General features: G+C 52.9%; 17 protein-coding genes and 3 tRNA genes. 6 read left to right on the forward strand and 14 right to left on the reverse strand.

Annotated features, from left to right (window positions below; translation table 11 throughout):
• The first annotated feature begins 9 nt into the window (after positions 1-9).
• The gene (gene eutC, locus ACVV26_RS13610) at positions 10-783 is read left to right on the forward strand and encodes an ethanolamine ammonia-lyase subunit EutC (RefSeq protein WP_474797626.1); all 774 of its coding nucleotides are present in this window, start codon (positions 10-12) and stop codon (positions 781-783) included.
• A gap of 113 nt (positions 784-896) precedes the next feature.
• Here eutC and ACVV26_RS13615 read toward each other — a convergent pair.
• The 6 genes from ACVV26_RS13615 to uvrY all read right to left on the reverse strand — a co-directional run bounded on the left by ACVV26_RS13615 (position 897) and on the right by uvrY (position 4,439).
• Positions 897-983: transfer RNA gene (locus tag ACVV26_RS13615), tRNA-Leu, on the reverse strand.
• Between the two features lie 10 nt (positions 984-993).
• Positions 994-1,067: transfer RNA gene (locus ACVV26_RS13620), tRNA-Cys, on the reverse strand.
• Between the two features lie 53 nt (positions 1,068-1,120).
• Positions 1,121-1,196, reverse strand: a tRNA-Gly gene (locus tag ACVV26_RS13625).
• 151 nt (positions 1,197-1,347) lie between these two features.
• Positions 1,348-1,896, reverse strand: coding sequence for a CDP-diacylglycerol--glycerol-3-phosphate 3-phosphatidyltransferase (pgsA, locus tag ACVV26_RS13630; RefSeq protein WP_312978796.1), 549 nt, complete (start codon positions 1,894-1,896; stop codon positions 1,348-1,350).
• 57 nt (positions 1,897-1,953) lie between these two features.
• The gene (gene uvrC / locus ACVV26_RS13635; protein WP_474797628.1) at positions 1,954-3,786 is read right to left on the reverse strand and encodes an excinuclease ABC subunit UvrC; all 1,833 of its coding nucleotides are present in this window, start codon (positions 3,784-3,786) and stop codon (positions 1,954-1,956) included.
• A complete protein-coding gene (gene uvrY, locus ACVV26_RS13640; RefSeq protein ID WP_312978794.1) occupies positions 3,783-4,439 on the reverse strand; it encodes a UvrY/SirA/GacA family response regulator transcription factor in 657 nt (218 codons plus the stop codon). The genes uvrC and uvrY overlap by 4 nt, the downstream gene beginning before the upstream one ends.
• 472 nt (positions 4,440-4,911) lie before the next feature.
• Here uvrY and ACVV26_RS13645 point away from each other — a divergent pair, with 472 nt between their 5' ends.
• Positions 4,912-5,136, forward strand: a complete 225-nt coding sequence (locus tag ACVV26_RS13645) for a DUF2594 family protein (protein ID WP_151604294.1) — start codon at positions 4,912-4,914, stop codon at positions 5,134-5,136.
• A gap of 65 nt (positions 5,137-5,201) precedes the next feature.
• Here ACVV26_RS13645 and sdiA read toward each other — a convergent pair whose 3' ends face one another.
• From sdiA to ACVV26_RS13685, 8 genes are all read right to left on the reverse strand, one after another.
• Entirely contained in the window at positions 5,202-5,924 is a 723-nt protein-coding gene (sdiA, locus tag ACVV26_RS13650; protein WP_474797630.1) for a quorum-sensing transcriptional regulator SdiA, read from the reverse strand.
• A gap of 221 nt (positions 5,925-6,145) precedes the next feature.
• On the reverse strand, positions 6,146-6,898 hold the full coding sequence (tcyN, locus tag ACVV26_RS13655) for an L-cystine ABC transporter ATP-binding protein TcyN (RefSeq protein WP_474797632.1): 753 nt from the start codon (positions 6,896-6,898) through the stop codon (positions 6,146-6,148).
• Complete coding sequence (gene tcyL, locus ACVV26_RS13660; protein WP_474797634.1) at positions 6,895-7,563, reverse strand: cystine ABC transporter permease; 669 nt, start codon at positions 7,561-7,563, stop codon at positions 6,895-6,897. Before tcyL ends, tcyN begins: the two co-directional genes overlap by 4 nt.
• A 20-nt stretch (positions 7,564-7,583) precedes the next feature.
• A complete protein-coding gene (gene dcyD, locus ACVV26_RS13665) occupies positions 7,584-8,567 on the reverse strand; it encodes a D-cysteine desulfhydrase (RefSeq protein ID WP_474797636.1) in 984 nt (327 codons plus the stop codon).
• A 121-nt stretch (positions 8,568-8,688) separates the two neighbouring features.
• Positions 8,689-9,489, reverse strand: coding sequence for a cystine ABC transporter substrate-binding protein (gene tcyJ, locus ACVV26_RS13670; RefSeq protein ID WP_474797638.1), 801 nt, complete (start codon positions 9,487-9,489; stop codon positions 8,689-8,691).
• Between the two features lie 85 nt (positions 9,490-9,574).
• Entirely contained in the window at positions 9,575-10,126 is a 552-nt protein-coding gene (gene fliZ / locus ACVV26_RS13675) for a flagella biosynthesis regulatory protein FliZ (RefSeq protein WP_474797640.1), read from the reverse strand.
• Between the two features lie 66 nt (positions 10,127-10,192).
• Positions 10,193-10,912 (reverse strand): RNA polymerase sigma factor FliA, encoded by a 720-nt coding sequence (locus ACVV26_RS13680; protein WP_125291865.1) that lies wholly within the window; start codon positions 10,910-10,912, stop codon positions 10,193-10,195.
• Between the two features lie 164 nt (positions 10,913-11,076).
• Positions 11,077-12,582, reverse strand: a complete 1,506-nt coding sequence (locus tag ACVV26_RS13685) for a FliC/FljB family flagellin (protein ID WP_474797642.1) — start codon at positions 12,580-12,582, stop codon at positions 11,077-11,079.
• A gap of 286 nt (positions 12,583-12,868) precedes the next feature.
• Between ACVV26_RS13685 and fliD the strand changes: the two genes are divergently transcribed.
• The 4 genes from fliD to amyA all read left to right on the forward strand — a co-directional run bounded on the left by fliD (position 12,869) and on the right by amyA (position 16,645).
• Entirely contained in the window at positions 12,869-14,284 is a 1,416-nt protein-coding gene (fliD, locus tag ACVV26_RS13690; RefSeq protein WP_474797644.1) for a flagellar filament capping protein FliD, read from the forward strand.
• Between the two features lie 12 nt (positions 14,285-14,296).
• A complete protein-coding gene (gene fliS / locus ACVV26_RS13695; protein WP_125291861.1) occupies positions 14,297-14,701 on the forward strand; it encodes a flagellar export chaperone FliS in 405 nt (134 codons plus the stop codon).
• Positions 14,702-14,706: 5 nt separating this feature from the next.
• A complete protein-coding gene (gene fliT / locus ACVV26_RS13700) occupies positions 14,707-15,069 on the forward strand; it encodes a flagella biosynthesis regulatory protein FliT (RefSeq protein WP_312978785.1) in 363 nt (120 codons plus the stop codon).
• An 88-nt stretch (positions 15,070-15,157) separates the two neighbouring features.
• A complete protein-coding gene (gene amyA, locus ACVV26_RS13705) occupies positions 15,158-16,645 on the forward strand; it encodes an alpha-amylase (RefSeq protein WP_474797646.1) in 1,488 nt (495 codons plus the stop codon).
• The last annotated feature ends 37 nt before the right edge of the window (positions 16,646-16,682 follow it).

The following is a 16,682-nucleotide window of genomic DNA, read 5'->3' on the forward strand; positions in this document are numbered from 1 at the left end:
GGAGGATCTATGCACGCCCCCGATGCCTGGAAAGCATTGAATCAGTTTACCGATGCCCGGATTGCGCTTGGGCGCAGCGGTGCGAGCCTGCCCACCGCCGAAGTGCTGAAATTTGGCCTGGCCCACGCCCAGGCGCGGGACGCCATCCATCAACCGTTCGACAGTGAGACGCTCGCCGCGCAGCTCGCCGCCGTGGATCTGGAAACGGTGACGGTCCACAGCCAGGCAGCCGACCGCCATATTTACCTTAACCGGCCCGATCTGGGGCGGCGTCTTGATGAGCCGAGCCGTGAAATGTTGGTGAGCCGACGTCAGGACCCTCACGATGTGCTGCTGGTTATCGGCGATGGGCTTTCCTCTCACGCCGTCCATCGCCAGGCGGTGCCGTTGATTAACGCACTGCTGCCTTTTCTGGCGACACTCGGTTTATCCACCGGCCCGGTGGTGCTGGCGCATCAGTCGCGTGTGGCGCTGGGCGATGATATCGGGGAATGCCTGAACAGCAAGGCGGTGGCGATCCTGATTGGTGAAAGGCCGGGGCTGTCATCACCCGATAGCCTGGGCGTTTATCTAACCTGGAAACCCGAGCGCGCGCGCATTGAATCGGAGCGTAACTGCATATCGAATATCCGCCCGGAGGGGCTAGGCTACGAGGCGGCGGCGTTTAAACTGGCCTGGCTGCTGGAGCAGGCGTTTCTGCGACGGCTGACGGGAGTGGGATTGAAGGATGAAAGTGATAACCCGGCGCTCTGGGACAAGGTCAGGCCGGGGTTATTGAAATAAACAGGATGGATTTGCGCTGAATGTCAGGTGGCGTCAAATCTCAGGCAATAAAAAACCACCCGAAGGTGGTTTACACGACACTGCTTATCATTGATTTTATTTTTTATTTCCCGTGGTGCCCGGGGCGGGACTTGAACCCGCACAGCGCGAACGCCGAGGGATTTTAAATCCCTTGTGTCTACCGATTTCACCACCCGGGCTCGGGAAAATTGGAGGCGCGTTCCGGAGTCGAACCGGACTAGACGGATTTGCAATCCGCTACATAACCGCTTTGCTAACGCGCCAAATACTGCTGCCTTTTCAGGCTTACACCCGCAAATTTGCCGGTATAAAAATTTGGAGCGGGAAACGAGACTCGAACTCGCGACCCCGACCTTGGCAAGGTCGTGCTCTACCAACTGAGCTATTCCCGCATTCATCAGGTAATTAGCTAATTACTTGATTTTGCTATCTTCTGGCAAACCGTGCTGCCGTTCGATGCGTTGCATTCTACTTACCTGACGCAATGAGTCAACGAAATTTTCTGAGATACTGATTCGTTTGCTGAATTTTGCGTCTATTCGATCACGGTTCAAGCAAATCGCCGCGCGCAGCGTGCAAATACTGGAACATAGACCAGAACGTCAGTACCGCCGCCACGAAAAAGAGACCGATCCCGGCGTACTCAACCCAGATATTCGGACGCCACAACAAGCCAATCAGCGCCACCATCTGCGCCGTGGTTTTGACTTTACCAATCCAGGAAACCGCCACGCGGGCGCGTTTGCCGATCTCAGCCATCCACTCACGCAGCGCAGAGATAATAATTTCACGGGCAATCATGGTGGCGGCAGGCAGCGTGATCCACCAGCTATGGTAGTGCTCAACCACCAGCACCATCGCGATACCGACCAGGACTTTATCGGCCACGGGGTCGAGAAACGCCCCAAAGCGAGTGCTTTGGTTCCAGCGGCGTGCCAGGTAGCCATCAAACCAGTCGGTTACCGCCGCGACCCAGAAGATAAACGCACAGGCAAACGGCGCCCAGGTGAACGGCAGATAGAACGCCAGCACGAAAAACGGGATCAGGACGACACGAAACAGGGTAAGTAAAGTCGGAATATTCATTCGCATGGCGCAAGGTAACTGTCTGTAGTCTGTGGAAATTAAGGCTATGTTGCTACATAGCCCCTAATGTTTCAACGAGTAGTAGATCTTTTCTGCTAGAGCCTGTGAGATGCCCGGAACTTTCGCGATCTCTTCGATGCTGGCATTTAATAACGGCTGTAAACCGCCCATGTATTTGAGCAGCATCTGGCGGCGCTTTGGCCCAATCCCTTCGATGGTTTCAAGGGTACTGGTATTTTTTACTTTGGCGCGTTTTTTGCGATGGCCAGTGATCGCGTGATTGTGCGATTCGTCGCGGATATGCTGGATAACATGCAGCGCAGGAGAATCAGGCGGCAGCGAAAATCCCTCCCCTTCCGGCTCAAAAAACAGCGTTTCCAGCCCGGCTTTGCGATCTGCGCCTTTCGCCACGCCCAACAGCAGCGGGTGATGTTTATCCCACGGCACGTCAAGCTCAGCAAACACCGCTTTTGCCTGGGCCAACTGCCCTTTCCCGCCGTCGATCAGGATCACATCGGGAATTTTGTTCTCTTCAATGGCCTTGCCATAACGGCGGCGCAGCACCTGGTTCATCGCCGCATAATCATCCCCTGGCGTGATGCCGGTGATGTTGTAGCGGCGATACTCGGCGCGCAGCGGGCCATTAGGATCAAACACCACGCAGGAAGCCACCGTCTGTTCGCCCATGGTGTGGCTGATATCGAAACATTCCATGCGTTTGATCTCAGGCAGCTTCAGCGTGGCTGCCAGCGCCGTTAGCCGCTGCGAGAGGGTGGATTGCTGCGACAGGCGCGTCACCAGCGCGGTGGCGGCATTGGTACGCGCCAGTTTCAGATAGCGCGCCCGGTCGCCGCGCGGGCGGGTTTGCACATTCACGCGTCGGCCCGCCACTTCAGAGAGCGAATCAGCCAGCACGCTTTCATCGGAAAGTTTAAAGTCGAGCAGGATTTCTGACGGCAAGGTACGCATCTGGCTGCCCTGCAAATAAAACTGGCCGACAAAGGTTTCCACCACTTCCGCCATCTCGGTGCCGCTGGGTACTTTAGGATAATAGCTGCGGCTACCCAAGACTTTACCCTGGCGGATAAACAGCACGTGTACGCAGGCCATGCCCGCATCGAACGCCACGCCAATCACATCCAGATCGTCGCCCGTATTGGAGACAAATTGCTTTTCCGTCACGCGGCGCACTGCCTGGATTTGATCGCGGATACGCGCCGCCTCTTCAAACTCGAGATTCTGGCTGGCCTTTTCCATCCGCGTCACCAGTTGCGTGAGCACCTGGTCGTCTTTACCGGCTAAAAACAGCCGAACGTATTCCACCTGCTGCGCATACTCTTCTTCGCTAACCAGCCCCTCAACGCAGGGCCCGAGGCAGCGGCCAATCTGATATTGCAAACAGGGCCGGGAGCGGTTGCGGTAGACGCTGTTTTCACACTGGCGGATCGGGAATATCTTTTGCAGCAGCGCCAGGGTTTCGCGCACCGCATAGCCGTTAGGGAACGGGCCGAAGTATTCGCCTTTGGCGTGTTTCGCGCCGCGATGTACCGCCAGGCGCGAATGGGTATCGCCGCTCAGAAAAATAAATGGATAAGACTTATCATCGCGCAGCAGCACGTTATAGCGCGGCTGGTAGAGCTTAATGTAGTTATGCTCGAGCAGCAGCGCTTCGGTTTCAGTATGGGTGACGGTAACGTCGATATTTTCGATCTGCGCCACCAGCGCTTCGGTCTTACGGCTGGAAAGCTGGACACGGAAATAGCTGGAAAGACGCTTTTTAAGATCTTTCGCTTTACCGACATAGATGACCGTACCGCCGGCGTCATACATTCGGTAGACGCCAGGCTTGTTGGTAACGGTTTTTAAGAAAGATTTAGAATCGAACACTTCTCTCACTGGCTGGCTAATGTTTGGGCATTGCACAGGCCGTGGCGGATCGCAAGATGGGTCAATTCAACATCGCCGTGGATGTTCAGTTTGCTGAACATCCGGTAACGGTAGCTGTTTACCGTTTTTGGGCTGAGATTGAGTTGCTCGGAAATCTCGTTCACCTTCTGGCCTTTGGTAATCATGAGCATAATCTGCAATTCCCGTTCAGACAAACTTGAGAACGGCGATTCCGCTTTTGCGGGCTCAATCTGGCTCAGCGCCATTTGTTGGGCAATATCCGAAGCAATATACCGTTGCCCTGCGTGAACGGAGCGAATAGCGCTCACGACTTCTGAGGGCGCGGCGCCTTTACTGAGGTAGCCAGCGGCACCCGCCTGCATCACCTTAGCGGGAAGCGGGTTTTCGGTGTGTATGGTTAACATAATGACTTTGATATCAGAGCTTGAACGCGCGATTTTCCGCGTGGCTTCAAGGCCCCCAATGCCGGGCATGTTCATGTCCATCAGGACGACATCCACCGGGTTAGAACGGCACCATTTAACGGCGTCCTCGCCGCAGCAGGCTTCACCTGCGACTTTAATGCCCTTGATATCATCAAGAATGCGTCGTATCCCTGCGCGCACCAGTTCATGGTCATCAACAAGAAGAACGTTGATCAAAAGAAACATCTCCAGAATAGGGATAACGCTGCTGATAGATAATTTTCCACATATTAACGGGTTTTAAGTCAACTTTAAAACGCAAAAAAAGTACTTTGTGGCTCCTGGTCGCATTTCTGGAACGTATTCCGTGAAAATGGCGGGAAAAGCACGCCAGCCAATTAATTAATAAACAACGAAATCAATATGTTATAAATATTTAATTTTAACAAAATCGAAAACACTTTGAAAAAAATGTTAAAGCATTTTCCATAAAGACGCTATTTAACGTTTTAAAAACGTTGCTGAAACAAATAACCCGATGCCAGCAGTAAGTTAAGCGATAAACATGTATCTATAATGTTTAATTAAATAAACTCTGCTGCGTCTAAAAAACAACCACCCTGACTTTCGCCTGGCTTGTGATATACTCCGCGCTTTTCAGATCAACCACACGCCTGTTTGCGCGTGAACATTCCATTGAGGTAAAGAAATGAGCACCCCTGATTTTTCAACCACTGACAATATTCAGGAACTGGCACTGGAAGTGTCCTGCATGAAAAACCTGCTGACCCTTATGCTCCAGGCGATGGGCCAGGCGGATGCGGGCCGGGTGATTATTAAAATGGAAAAGCAGATTGCTCAAATGGAAGATACCGCTCAGGCGGAACTGTTCAGCAATACCGTTAAACAAATCAAACAGGCCTATCGCCAGTAACAAAAACGCGGCGGTGATTGTTATCACCGCCGCGTCAGTTTCCTGCAACATCCTGCTCTCTCCGGTTAAATCAATCCCATCGCCACTGCGTAACAGGCCACCTGAGTTTTATTCGGGGCATTAAATTTCTTCTGCATATTCTTCTGATGGAAGTTCACCGTGTTTTCTGAAATCGACAGGATCATGGCAATTTCCGATGAGGTTTTTCCTTCCGCCGTCCACTGTAGGATCTCGCGCTCGCGTTTACTGAATTTCATTTCCAGCCCGCTCATCGCCGGGGAGTTCATGCGCAGCAGCGCCATCATGCTCAGATCGGCGAGGTAATGCAGACGCAGCGCCAGTTCGTCTTCCGAGAGCCAGGCATCATGCACGCGCAAATTGGATGTTGAAAGAAAACCCAGCGCCCTTCCCGGGGCCATCGCCGTTTGGGTGACGCCGTTGCGCAAACCAAAGTCTCTTGCCGCATCCCAAAAATCAGGCGCGCCGCTAAAAAGCTCATCGGTCCAGGGGAGATAACCGCGATGCAAATTATTGGGGTTGAGTACCGGATCGACAGCGAAATAGTTTTCGGCATAGTAATGCTGCGCCCAGTCTTCACGGTATGTGGTAAAAAGCGTCGTTTTAGGGCGGGTAAACGGCACGGGATGCCTTATACACAGCGAATAGTAATCGAACGCCATGGCTTGTGTTTCGCTCGCCAGAAGCAGTTCAACCTCAGCACTGTCTCGGGTTTCCTGAAAACGCTTGAAAACGTTTTTCCGCCAGATGAAAAAGTCTCTTTCCGTCATTCTGCGTTACGTGGCCCCTGTTTTATTCATTAATTATTTTGATGGGATAAATTACCATAAATGAGACTTTATCTTATCTATGAATCCGCGGGTTAATATTCACCGGAGAGATGAATCCACTCCCTAAGACGCAATTTTTCCTGGTTTCCACTAAAGCCGAACTTCCCGGGCTCGCGCTTAAACGCAAGCCCGGTTTTAAGAACACATAATGCCCTTTTGGCTTACTGCATCAGGAATTTCTCAAGGAATTGCTGAGTACGCGGCTGTTGCGGGTGCGCAAACAGCGCTTTGGCCGGGCCCTGTTCGACAATGCGTCCCTGATCCATAAAGATCGCCCGGTCCGCCACATCGCGCGCAAAGCTCATCTCGTGGGTCACGATTACCATCGTGCGTTTCTCTTCGGCTAACTGCCGAATAGTACTGAGCACCTCGCCGACCAGTTCCGGGTCGAGCGCCGAGGTGGGTTCGTCGAACAAAATCACGTCGGGGCGCATCGCCAGGGCGCGGGCAATCGCCACGCGCTGCTGCTGCCCGCCGGATAAGCGCCGCGGATAACGGGTCTCTTTGCCGGTTAACCCAACTTTAGCCAGCAGTTCCCGGGCGCGGGCCGAGGCGTCTTCTTTCGGTTCCCCTTTCACAATTACCGGCCCTTCAATGATGTTTTCCAGCACGGTGCGGTGCGGAAACAGGTTGAAGTTCTGGAACACGAAACCGACGTGCTGACGTAGCTGGCGCACCAGCCCTTTTTGCTGGCTCATGGATTTGGCGGCGTCAATGGTGATATCGCCCACCTGAATAGTGCCCGCATCCGGCTGTTCCAGCAGATTAATGCTGCGCAGCAGCGTGGTTTTGCCGGAGCCGCTCGGCCCGATAATGGCCACCACTTCACCAGGCTTTACCTCAAGATCGATACCGTGCAGCACCGTCTGACCGTGGAATTTCTTCACCAGTTGTTTGACTGAAATCGCGCTCATTTGGGGTCACGCTCCTGACGGTTAAGCTGGTTTTCAAAATAGTTTTGCAGCGTGGAAAGCACCGTCGCCATTACCCAGTAAATCAGCGACGCCGCCAGATACATGGTGAACACTTCCAGGGTACGCGAAGTGATCAGTTGCGCCTGGCGGAACAGTTCCGGCACCTGAATGGTCGCGGCAAGTGACGTGTCTTTCACCAGGCTGATAAAACTGTTGCTCAGCGGCGGCAGGGCCACCCGCGCCGCCTGGGGCAGAATGGCGCGGCGCAGCGCTTGCCAGCGCGTCATACCAATACTGGCGGCGGCTTCCCACTGCCCTTTATCGATGGAGGAGATGGCCGCGCGCAGGGTTTCAGAGGCATAGGCCGCAGTGTTCAACGACAGGCCGATCATCGCCGCCGGGATCGGGTCCAGTTCAATGCCGAACTGCGGCAGACCGTAATAGATCATAAACAGCTGGGCGATCAGCGGCGTACCGCGAAAAATCGAGATATAAAACCGCGCCAGCCAGGAGACCGGCCAAATTGGCGACAGGCGCATCAGGGCCAGAATAAAACCCAGCACCAGCCCAAAGAACATCCCACCGATGCTGAGCTGGAGGGTAAACACCGCCCCCCTCAGCAGAAACGGCAGAGAATCAATAATCAGTTGGATACTTTCTTGCATTATTGTTTTTCACCAGGCAATCAGACGTGGGGGTGATAGGCGAACAGCGCAGGCGCGCCGCCGGTATGGACAAACAGAATCGGCCCGCGATCTTTAAATCGCTTCTGTTCGATGCCGTCAATAAGCCCTGCCATAGCTTTTCCGGTATAGACCGGGTCGAGTAAAATCCCTTCCAGTCTGGCCAGCAGTTTCACTGCTTCCATGCCTTCTTCGTTCGGTGCGCCGTAGCCTGGACCGAAATAATCGTCCCACAGCGTGATGTCGGCAGCGGCGGTTATTTCCAACTCGCGCGCAACGGCCTGTTGCAGCGCCACCACTTTCGGCTTCTGCATCGCGATGGTGCGCGATACGGTGACGCCAATCAATTCCACGTCGGGCATCAGTTGCTCAAGCCCCACCGCCAGCCCGGCATGTGTCCCGGCGCTGCCGGACGCCACCACCACGGAACTCAGGCTGATCGATTCGCACTGATGGGCGATTTCCAGCGCGCTTTCCACATAGCCCATCGCGCCCAGGGCGTTAGAACCGCCCACCGGGACCACATACGGACGAAAGCCCTGGGCTTCCACGCGGGTCGCTAATTCTTCAAGCTGCGCATCGGGGTTATCCAGCGCGTCACACATTTCGATCTGAACATTGAACAGGTCGAGCAGCAGGCGGTTGCCGTTGGTTAAATAGTTTTCCGCGCGGGTACCCAGCGGGTTTTCCAGCAGCGCCACGCAGTGCAGGCCCAGCTTCGCCGCGACCGCCGCCGTCTGGCGCACGTGGTTCGACTGGATCGCGCCGGCGGTGATGAGCGTGTCCGCCCCCTCACGCAGCGCATCCGCCGCCAGAAACTCCAGCTTGCGCAGCTTGTTGCCGCCCATCGCCATTGGCGTCACATCGTCACGCTTGATATAAATTTCCCGGCCCAGGTAATCAGAGAAACGCGGTAAAAACTCCAGCGGCGTGGGTGCGCCAATAAATTCCAGACGCGGGAAGCGGGTTAAGTTATGCAGTGACATGAGATCTCCGGATGCCGTTTTCTGTTCGCAATGGTGATAATTATGCATCACATGCGCCGGGGCTGGCGTCATGCAATAAAAAAAGGTGCTGATTTCAGCACCTTTTTGTTTTTGCGACGACTTATTTCGTCACGTCGGCACCGAACCATTTCTCGGAGAGTTTGGCCAGCGACCCGTCTTTCTGCATTTCAGCAATCGCCTGATCCACGGCTTTGAGTAAATCTTCGTTGCCTTTACGCAGCGCGACGCCCGCTTCCTGACGGGAGAACGGCTCGCCCGCCACCGCCAGGGTGTCTTTGGTTTTCTTCACCAGATCCAGCGCGGCCAGACGGTCAACCAGAATGGCGTCGATACGGCCTACGCGCAGATCCTGGTATTTGGTTGGGTCATCATCGTAAGTGCGGATATCCACGCCCTGCACGTTCTGGCGCAGCCACTCTTCATAGTTGGTGCCCAGGCCCACGCCGACTTTTTTGCCTTTCAGGTCATTCTCAGACTTGATAGCGCCTTCGTTGCCTTTTTTCACCAGCGCCTGGATACCGGACACGGTGTACGGCGTGGAGAAATCATATTTCTTCTTACGCTCGTCGGAGATAGTCACCTGGTTGATCACCACGTCGATACGCTTAGAATCCAGCGACGCCAGCATCCCGTCCCATTTGGTCGGTTTCAGCGACGCCTTCACGCCAAGGTGCTTCGCCAGCTCTTCGGCGAATTCCACTTCAAAGCCGGTGAGCTTACCGTCATCACCCTGGAAGCTGAACGGCGGATAGGTGCCTTCCAGCCCAACCAGCAGCGTGCCGCGCTCTTTGACTTTATTAAGCAGATCTTCTGCCGCGAAGGTTTTTACGCTTACGCCTGCCATCAATGCCACTGCCATCACGCCCATCAGCGCCTGACGGCCAAACTGTGCAAGTTTCATAGATACCCCAGATATCGAAATTTTCAGCCAGTTTAAAGAGTTACACCTGTTAAGCAAACAACAGAATGGAACGAGTTATGCCAAATTAATATATAGCAGAAGTCGTCTCATACAGGGCTTTTGCAGGCTCATTCTGGTGACTGTGGTTTAAATAACGGGAATATTTGCGCAGCGCGATACGGTAGTTATTGGTACTGGTCGGCGGCAGCCAGCGCTCAAGCTGATCTTCGATCTCGCCCTGTTGCGCCTGGTCGGCGGGAATTTGCTGGGCTTCGAGATGCTCGCCTAAACGGCGCAGGCGCACCACGTATTCGCGGATGGTGCCGGGGCTCATGTCGGTGCGTTCAAACAGGTATTGTTTAAAGCCGATGATATCGAAATGCTCGCTTTGCACCTTGCAGTGCAGATCGCCGCAGAAGCGGCACAGCGCCGACCACTCGTGGCGCTGGCTGGCCCAGGTCGCTTCATCGATTAAGGTATCGAGCTGCGCGATAGCGGTTTTGTTAACAATCGTCCCACGATGGACCAGCGTGATGCGGTCCAGAAGTTTGCCGCAATGGGCGCAATGGGTTTCTGCGTGCTTAAAGTCTTTCAGGTAGCGGCTAATAGGCCGTTTTTTTTGTTGTGGCTCGGTCATAGTGACTCCCGGTGTGACATGCATGAGTGGCATTTCCATTTCCAGGATGATGAGCAGCTCAACAACCTATAACTTACCCAGACGAGACCGTAGCCGTTTAATTGCCTGGCTGTGCAACTGGCTGACCCGCGACTCCCCCACTTCCAGCACCGCGCCAATCTCTTTGAGATTAAGCTCTTCCTGGTAGTAGAGCGTCAGCACCAGTTGTTCACGTTCCGGCAACGCCTCAATCGCTTCCATGACGCGATGGCGAAGGCTGCTTTCCAACAACTGTTGCAACGGGTTTTCGCTTTGGTGCTCTTCGGTCACCAGTTCAATGCTATCGCCATGCTCTTCCCGCCACTCGTCGTAGGAAAAAAGCTGGCTATTGTTGGTGTCGAGGAGCATCTGACGATACTCGTCAAGCGCGATGCCCAGGCGCTGCGCCACTTCTGTTTCGGTGGCGTTGCGTCCAAGTTCTTGTTCCAGCTGACCGATGGCCTGTGCGACTTCGCGGGCGTTACGTCGGACGCTGCGCGGCACCCAGTCGCGGCTGCGCAGTTCATCCAGCATGGCTCCCCGAATACGCTGTACTGCGTAAGTGGTAAATGCCGTACCTTGCAGGGCGTCGTAGCGTTCCACCGCGTTTAATAACCCGATGCCGCCTGCCTGAAGCAGATCGTCGAGCTCAACACTCGCCGGCAAGCGCACCTGCAGGCGCAATGCTTCGTGACGCACCAGCGGGACATAACGCTGCCACAGCGAGTGTTTATCCATTACACCATCAGCGGTATAGAGTGAATTCACGATAAACAGCCCTGCGTTAAATAAGTTATCGGCATGATTATCCGTTTCTGGAGGGCTTTTAATCGGATGAATAGTGGGTGAAATGGGGGGTTATTTAGGGGTTATGGAGAGATCGGAGCAGTAAAAAACCCCGCCGAAGCGGGGTTTGTAAGGGGTTTTGCCAATTAACGCAGCAGAGACAGAACGTTCTGCGTGGTCTGGTTAGCCTGTGCCAGAACAGAAGTACCTGCCTGCTGCAGGATCTGCGCACGGGACATGTTGGAAACTTCGGTCGCGTAGTCAGAGTCTTCAATACGGCTACGTGCGGAAGACAGGTTATTGATAGTGTTACCCAGGTTGGTAATGGTGGAATCGAAACGGTTTTGAACCGCACCCAAAGCACCACGGAAGGTATCAACCTGTGATAACGCTTTATCAATCAATTCTAACTGGTTGCGCGTTGCTTCACTAGCCTGGCTTTGTGCAACCAGTGATGCGTTACCCGTTCCGGCATTTTTCACATAGATTGGCTCGCCTGAACCGCCATTCAATGTGACCACACCGGAACCACTTATATCATAATCCGCTGCGCCAACTTTAAGCGCGCCACCAGTCTTAGTTGCTTTCGCATTAACAAGATCGGACTCTTTTGCTGCTACATTGTTCAATTGGGTCGTTAATTTATTACTACCCGCAGCACCTTGCTCATAAATATCAGCGCCAGTGATAGTCATTGAAGCATTAGCACCCACATTGGAAGTAGAGCCACTAATTTCAAGCGTGACTTCCTTACCGTCAACAGTCGCAGTATAAATACCGTTACCATTTGCGTTAGCAGTAGTACCTGTTACCGCAGTCCAGTCAGTACCTTTAAATGAAAATTTAGAACCCACATTACCAAGGGTACCCGCAGCAGCAGTAGCGGCAGCAGTAATGGTTGCAGCATCGCTGTCATCAACTTTAGTGTTGGTTGCAGAGCTGGACAATGTACCATCAGCTGCACCTACGTAAGCTGCAGCAAAGGCACCAGTACCACCGGTTTGAATCTGGACAGCACCCGTTTTTACGTTTGATGTAAAATTGTCGCTACCCAGCTTGTAATTCATTGTGCCTGTGGCACCAAAGTCTTTGACTAATTGATCAGCAGTAGCTGCTTTGTCACCAGTTACGCTGAAAGTATTCAGACCCAAGGTTGCGCTAGTAATTTCTTTCAAATCGATAGAAATAGTTTCATTATCATTAGCGCCAACCTGAATTGTCAGCTTACTGTCATTAGCAAGTACCTTCACACCGTTGAACTGAGTCTGACCAGAAACACGGTCAATCTCATCCAAACGTTGTTTAATTTCAGCTTGGATAGAAGACAAATCTGAATCAGAGTTTGAACCATTAGCTGCCTGAACGGAAAGTTCACGAACACGCTGCAGGTTGTTGTTGATTTCAGACAGCGCGCCTTCAGTGGTCTGAGCAATGGAGATACCATCGTTGGCGTTACGGGACGCCTGAGTCAGACCTTTGATGTTAGAGGTGAAGCGGTTAGCAATCGCCTGGCCAGCGGCGTCGTCTTTGGCGCTGTTGATGCGCAGACCGGAAGACAAACGCTCAATAGCGGAGCTCAGGGAAGACTGAGATTTGTTCAAGTTGTTCTGGGTCAACAGCGACAGGCTGTTAGTATTAATGACTTGTGCCATGATCTATTCCTTATCAATTTACATCTTGATGTTGTTGGGCTGTTGCCCACGGTCTTGTCACCGTAACCCATGTATCGGCACCCCTTTTTCGAACTTTAGAAAATTTTTACTCTTCTGCCATTTTTTATTTCCAAATACATTTTTTATCCGATGTTTTCTTAACCAATCGAATTACCCATTATAAGAAGCATTATTCCGACCATTAATTCCTCAAAATATCCTTAAACTTTGCCGCCAGATTGCCGATATCACCACTAACCACTGTTTGCAATCAAAAGGAAATGGCATGGCTTCAATATCATCTTTAGGCGTCGGGTCTAACCTACCGTTGGATACTTTACTAACGAACCTAACGACCGCAGAAAAAGCGCGCTTGACGCCAATTACGCAACAGCAAAGTGCCAACACGGCTCGGTTAACCGCTTATGGCACGCTTAAAAGCGCACTGGAAAAATTTCAGACCGCGAACACGACGTTAAATAATGCAGATTTATTCCATAGCACTACTGCAAAAAGCAGCAGTGAAGATTTGTCCGTCACGACCACAGCAGGCGCGGCTGCGGGTAAATATTCTATCAGCGTAACGCAGCTTGCCCAGGCGCATTCACTGACAACGACTAAAAGTATCGATTCCAGCAAAACTGCACAGGGTAACACCGCTGTCGCGGAACGAATCATGGTTATAAACCAACCAGGTCGCGATAAACCGCTGGAAATAAAACTTAGCAGTGAGCAAACCTCTTTGGAAGGCATGCGTGATGCCATTAACAATGCAGACAATGGGGTTTCTGCCAGCATTGTTAAAGTCAAAGACAATCAGTATCAGTTGGTGATTACCTCCTCAGAAAGTGGTCTGGACAATAAAATGACCATTTCAGTTAAAGGTGATGACGCGTTAAATGCCGTAATTGGTTATGACGGTACCGACAAAGCAGGCGGCATCAAGCAGTTAGTGGAACCTAAAAATGCTCTGCTGACCGTTAATAACATCAATATAGAACGCTCCAGTAATACCATCACCGATGCCCCGCAAGGCGTGACGCTAAACCTGACGAAAGAAGTCGATAATGTGACGGTAACGGTTGAGAAAAGTAACGATCAGTCCAAAGCCGCGATTAAGGGGTGGGTTGATGCATATAACTCTCTGATTGACACCTTCAACTCACTGACAAAATACACCGCCGTTGATGCTGGCGCGGAAGCGCAAAGCACATCTAATGGTGCCCTCTTGGGCGATACCGTCGTTCGCAGTATCCAGACCGGCCTGCGCGGTATGTTTACCCAGGGTGATACCAGCTCAGCGTATAAAACCTTAAACGAAATCGGCATCACCGCTGACGGCGCGACCGGAAAATTGAAGATCGACGACACCAAGCTGACTAAAGCGCTGAATGAAAACTCATCTGCTACGCGTCTGCTGCTGGTAGGTGACGGGAAAGAAACCGGCATTACCACCAAAATGGCGTCGAACATTAAAGAATATCTGGCCGACGACGGCATTATCGACAGCGCCCAGGACAGCATCAACGCCACGCTGAAAAAATTGACCAAACAGTATCTGGCCACCAGCGAAAGCATTGACGCCACGGTTGCGCGCTATAAGGCGCAGTTCACCCAGCTCGATACCATGATGAGCAAACTGAACAGCACCAGCAGTTATTTAAGCCAACAGTTTACGGCGATGAGCAATTCCAGCTCCTGATGAGAGGTCATTATGTATAACGCCAGTGGTACTAACGCTTACGCCCGCGTGGGCGTAGAGAGTGCCGTAATGAGTGCCAGTCCCCATCAGCTTATCGTGCTGTTGTTTGATGGCGCGATGAGTGCGCTGGTGCGCGCTCGCCTGTTTATGCAGCAGGGTGAAACGGTGGCGAAAGGCGAAGCGCTGAGTAAAGCCATTAATATTATCGATAACGGTCTGAAAGCGGGGCTGGATCGCGAACAGGGCGGCGAACTCGCCACGAACCTGTCGTCGCTGTATGACTACATGGTGCGTCGTCTGTTACAGGCTAACTTGCGTAACGACAGCCAGGCCATTGAAGAAGTTGAAGGGTTGCTCAGTAATATCGCTGATGCATGGAAGCAAGTCTCCCCACAGCCGGCTCACGCCCAGGAGTAACATTAATGTCCCCCAACGTGGAGTTGATTAGCCGCTGGCAGCATGTTGCGCTGATGAGCCAGACCCTACTGGATCTGGCACAGCGGGGTGAGTGGGAGTTACTGCTGGAAAAAGAAGTCGTCTACCTGCAATCCGTGGAGGCGGTGATGATCACTCCGGCTCCCAAAATCAGTAAGCAAGTGCAGGATATGCTGGAAACTTACCTGAAGCAGACGCTGGAAAACGAGCAGCAGCTAAAAGCGCTGCTCCAGCAGCGGCTGGATGAATTAAGCGAGCTGATTGGCCAGTCTTCACGCCAGCAATCCCTCAACAATGCCTATGGCAGATTATCCGGTATGTTACTGGTGCCCAACACGCCCGCCAATTAACGCAACGATAATTTCCCCACCCTCTGGTGAGTTGATGAAGATCTTCCATACTCCAGAAGTCAGCTAAATGACTTCTGGAGCAAGGAAGATGAAAAATCCCACCATCCTGCAATGTTTTCACTGGTATTCCCCCGGCGGCGGCACGTTATGGCCGGAGGTGTCTGAACGCGCAGCAACCTTTAATGATATCGGCATCAATATGGTCTGGCTCCCGCCTGCGTATAAAGGCAGCGAGGGCGAGCACTCCATCGGCTACGACTCTTACGACTTGTTCGATCTGGGTGAATTCGATCAAAAAGGATCGGTCGCCACCAAATACGGTGATAAACAGCAACTGCTGGAGGCCATTTCGGCGCTGCAAAAAAATAACATCGCTGTGCTTCTGGATGTGGTGGTGAACCACAAAATGGGCGCGGATGAAAAAGAACGGGTTCTGGTCAATCGGGTTAACGAGCAGGATCGTACCCAAATTGAGGAAGACGTCATTGAGTGCGAGGCCTGGACCCGCTACACCTTCCCTGCCCGCGACGGACAATATTCAAAATTCATCTGGGACTATAAATGCTTTAGCGGCGTCGACCGGATTGAAAACCCCACCGAAGACGGCGTGTTTAAAATCGTCAACGACTATACCGGCGATGGCTGGAACGACCAGGTGGATGATGAGAACGGCAATTTCGATTATCTGATGGGATCCAACATCGACTATCGCAACCGCGCCGTCACCGAAGAGATCAAATACTGGGCCCGCTGGATAATGGATCAAACCCACTGCGACGGGTTCCGGCTGGATGCGGTGAAGCATATTCCGGCGTGGTTTTATAAAGAGTGGATCGAGCACGTACAGGAAGTTGCGCCGAAGCCGCTGTTTATCGTGGCGGAATACTGGGCGCATGATGTCGAGAAACTGCAACAGTATATCGACCAGGTAGAGGGTCAAACCATGCTGTTCGACGCCCCGCTGCATATGAAATTCCACGAGGCTTCCCTGCAGGGCCGCGACTACGATATGAGCCAGATTTTCACCGGTACGCTGGTGGAAGCCGATCCGTTCCACGCGGTGACGCTGGTCGCCAACCACGATACCCAGCCGTTACAGGCGCTGGAAGCGCCAGTGGAATCCTGGTTTAAACCGCTGGCCTACGCGCTGATCCTGTTGCGCGAAAACGGCGTGCCGTCGGTGTTTTACCCGGATTTGTACGGGGCAAGCTACGACGATACCGGCGGCGACGGCGAGATGTACCACATCGATATGCCCATCGTCGACAAACTCGACATGCTGATCCATGCCCGCCAGCGTTTCGCCCACGGCGTTCAGACGTTATGGTTCGACCATCCCAACTGCATCGCCTTCAGCCGCAGCGGCACCGAAGAAGATCCCGGCTGCGTGGTGGTGATGTCCAACGGCGACGACGGCGAAAAGACGCTGGAGCTTGGGGAAAATTACGCTAACAAGACCTGGTGTGATTTTCTGGGAAATCAGGAGCAACGCGCCACCACTGATGAAAACGGTACCGGGATCTTTACCTGCCAGGGCGGCAGCGTGAGCGTGTGGGTGATTGAAGAAACGATATAATCAGGCACAGCGGGCAGGTCATCCCCTGCCCGCTTGT

This window comes from Atlantibacter sp. MEI4A-1023, from assembly GCF_056155425.1.

Coding starts and splice junctions, on each gene's coding strand:
- eutC (WP_474797626.1), top strand. CDS start 10: ATGCACGCCCCCGATGCCTGGAAAGCATTGAATCAGTTTACCGATGCC.
- pgsA (WP_312978796.1), bottom strand. CDS start 1,896: ATGCGAATGAATATTCCGACTTTACTTACCCTGTTTCGTGTCGTCCTG.
- ACVV26_RS13645 (WP_151604294.1), top strand. CDS start 4,912: ATGAGCACCCCTGATTTTTCAACCACTGACAATATTCAGGAACTGGCA.
- sdiA (WP_474797630.1), bottom strand. CDS start 5,924: ATGACGGAAAGAGACTTTTTCATCTGGCGGAAAAACGTTTTCAAGCGT.
- tcyN (WP_474797632.1), bottom strand. CDS start 6,898: ATGAGCGCGATTTCAGTCAAACAACTGGTGAAGAAATTCCACGGTCAG.
- tcyL (WP_474797634.1), bottom strand. CDS start 7,563: ATGCAAGAAAGTATCCAACTGATTATTGATTCTCTGCCGTTTCTGCTG.
- dcyD (WP_474797636.1), bottom strand. CDS start 8,567: ATGTCACTGCATAACTTAACCCGCTTCCCGCGTCTGGAATTTATTGGC.
- tcyJ (WP_474797638.1), bottom strand. CDS start 9,489: ATGAAACTTGCACAGTTTGGCCGTCAGGCGCTGATGGGCGTGATGGCA.
- fliZ (WP_474797640.1), bottom strand. CDS start 10,126: ATGACCGAGCCACAACAAAAAAAACGGCCTATTAGCCGCTACCTGAAA.
- ACVV26_RS13685 (WP_474797642.1), bottom strand. CDS start 12,582: ATGGCACAAGTCATTAATACTAACAGCCTGTCGCTGTTGACCCAGAAC.
- fliD (WP_474797644.1), top strand. CDS start 12,869: ATGGCTTCAATATCATCTTTAGGCGTCGGGTCTAACCTACCGTTGGAT.
- fliS (WP_125291861.1), top strand. CDS start 14,297: ATGTATAACGCCAGTGGTACTAACGCTTACGCCCGCGTGGGCGTAGAG.
- fliT (WP_312978785.1), top strand. CDS start 14,707: ATGTCCCCCAACGTGGAGTTGATTAGCCGCTGGCAGCATGTTGCGCTG.
- amyA (WP_474797646.1), top strand. CDS start 15,158: ATGAAAAATCCCACCATCCTGCAATGTTTTCACTGGTATTCCCCCGGC.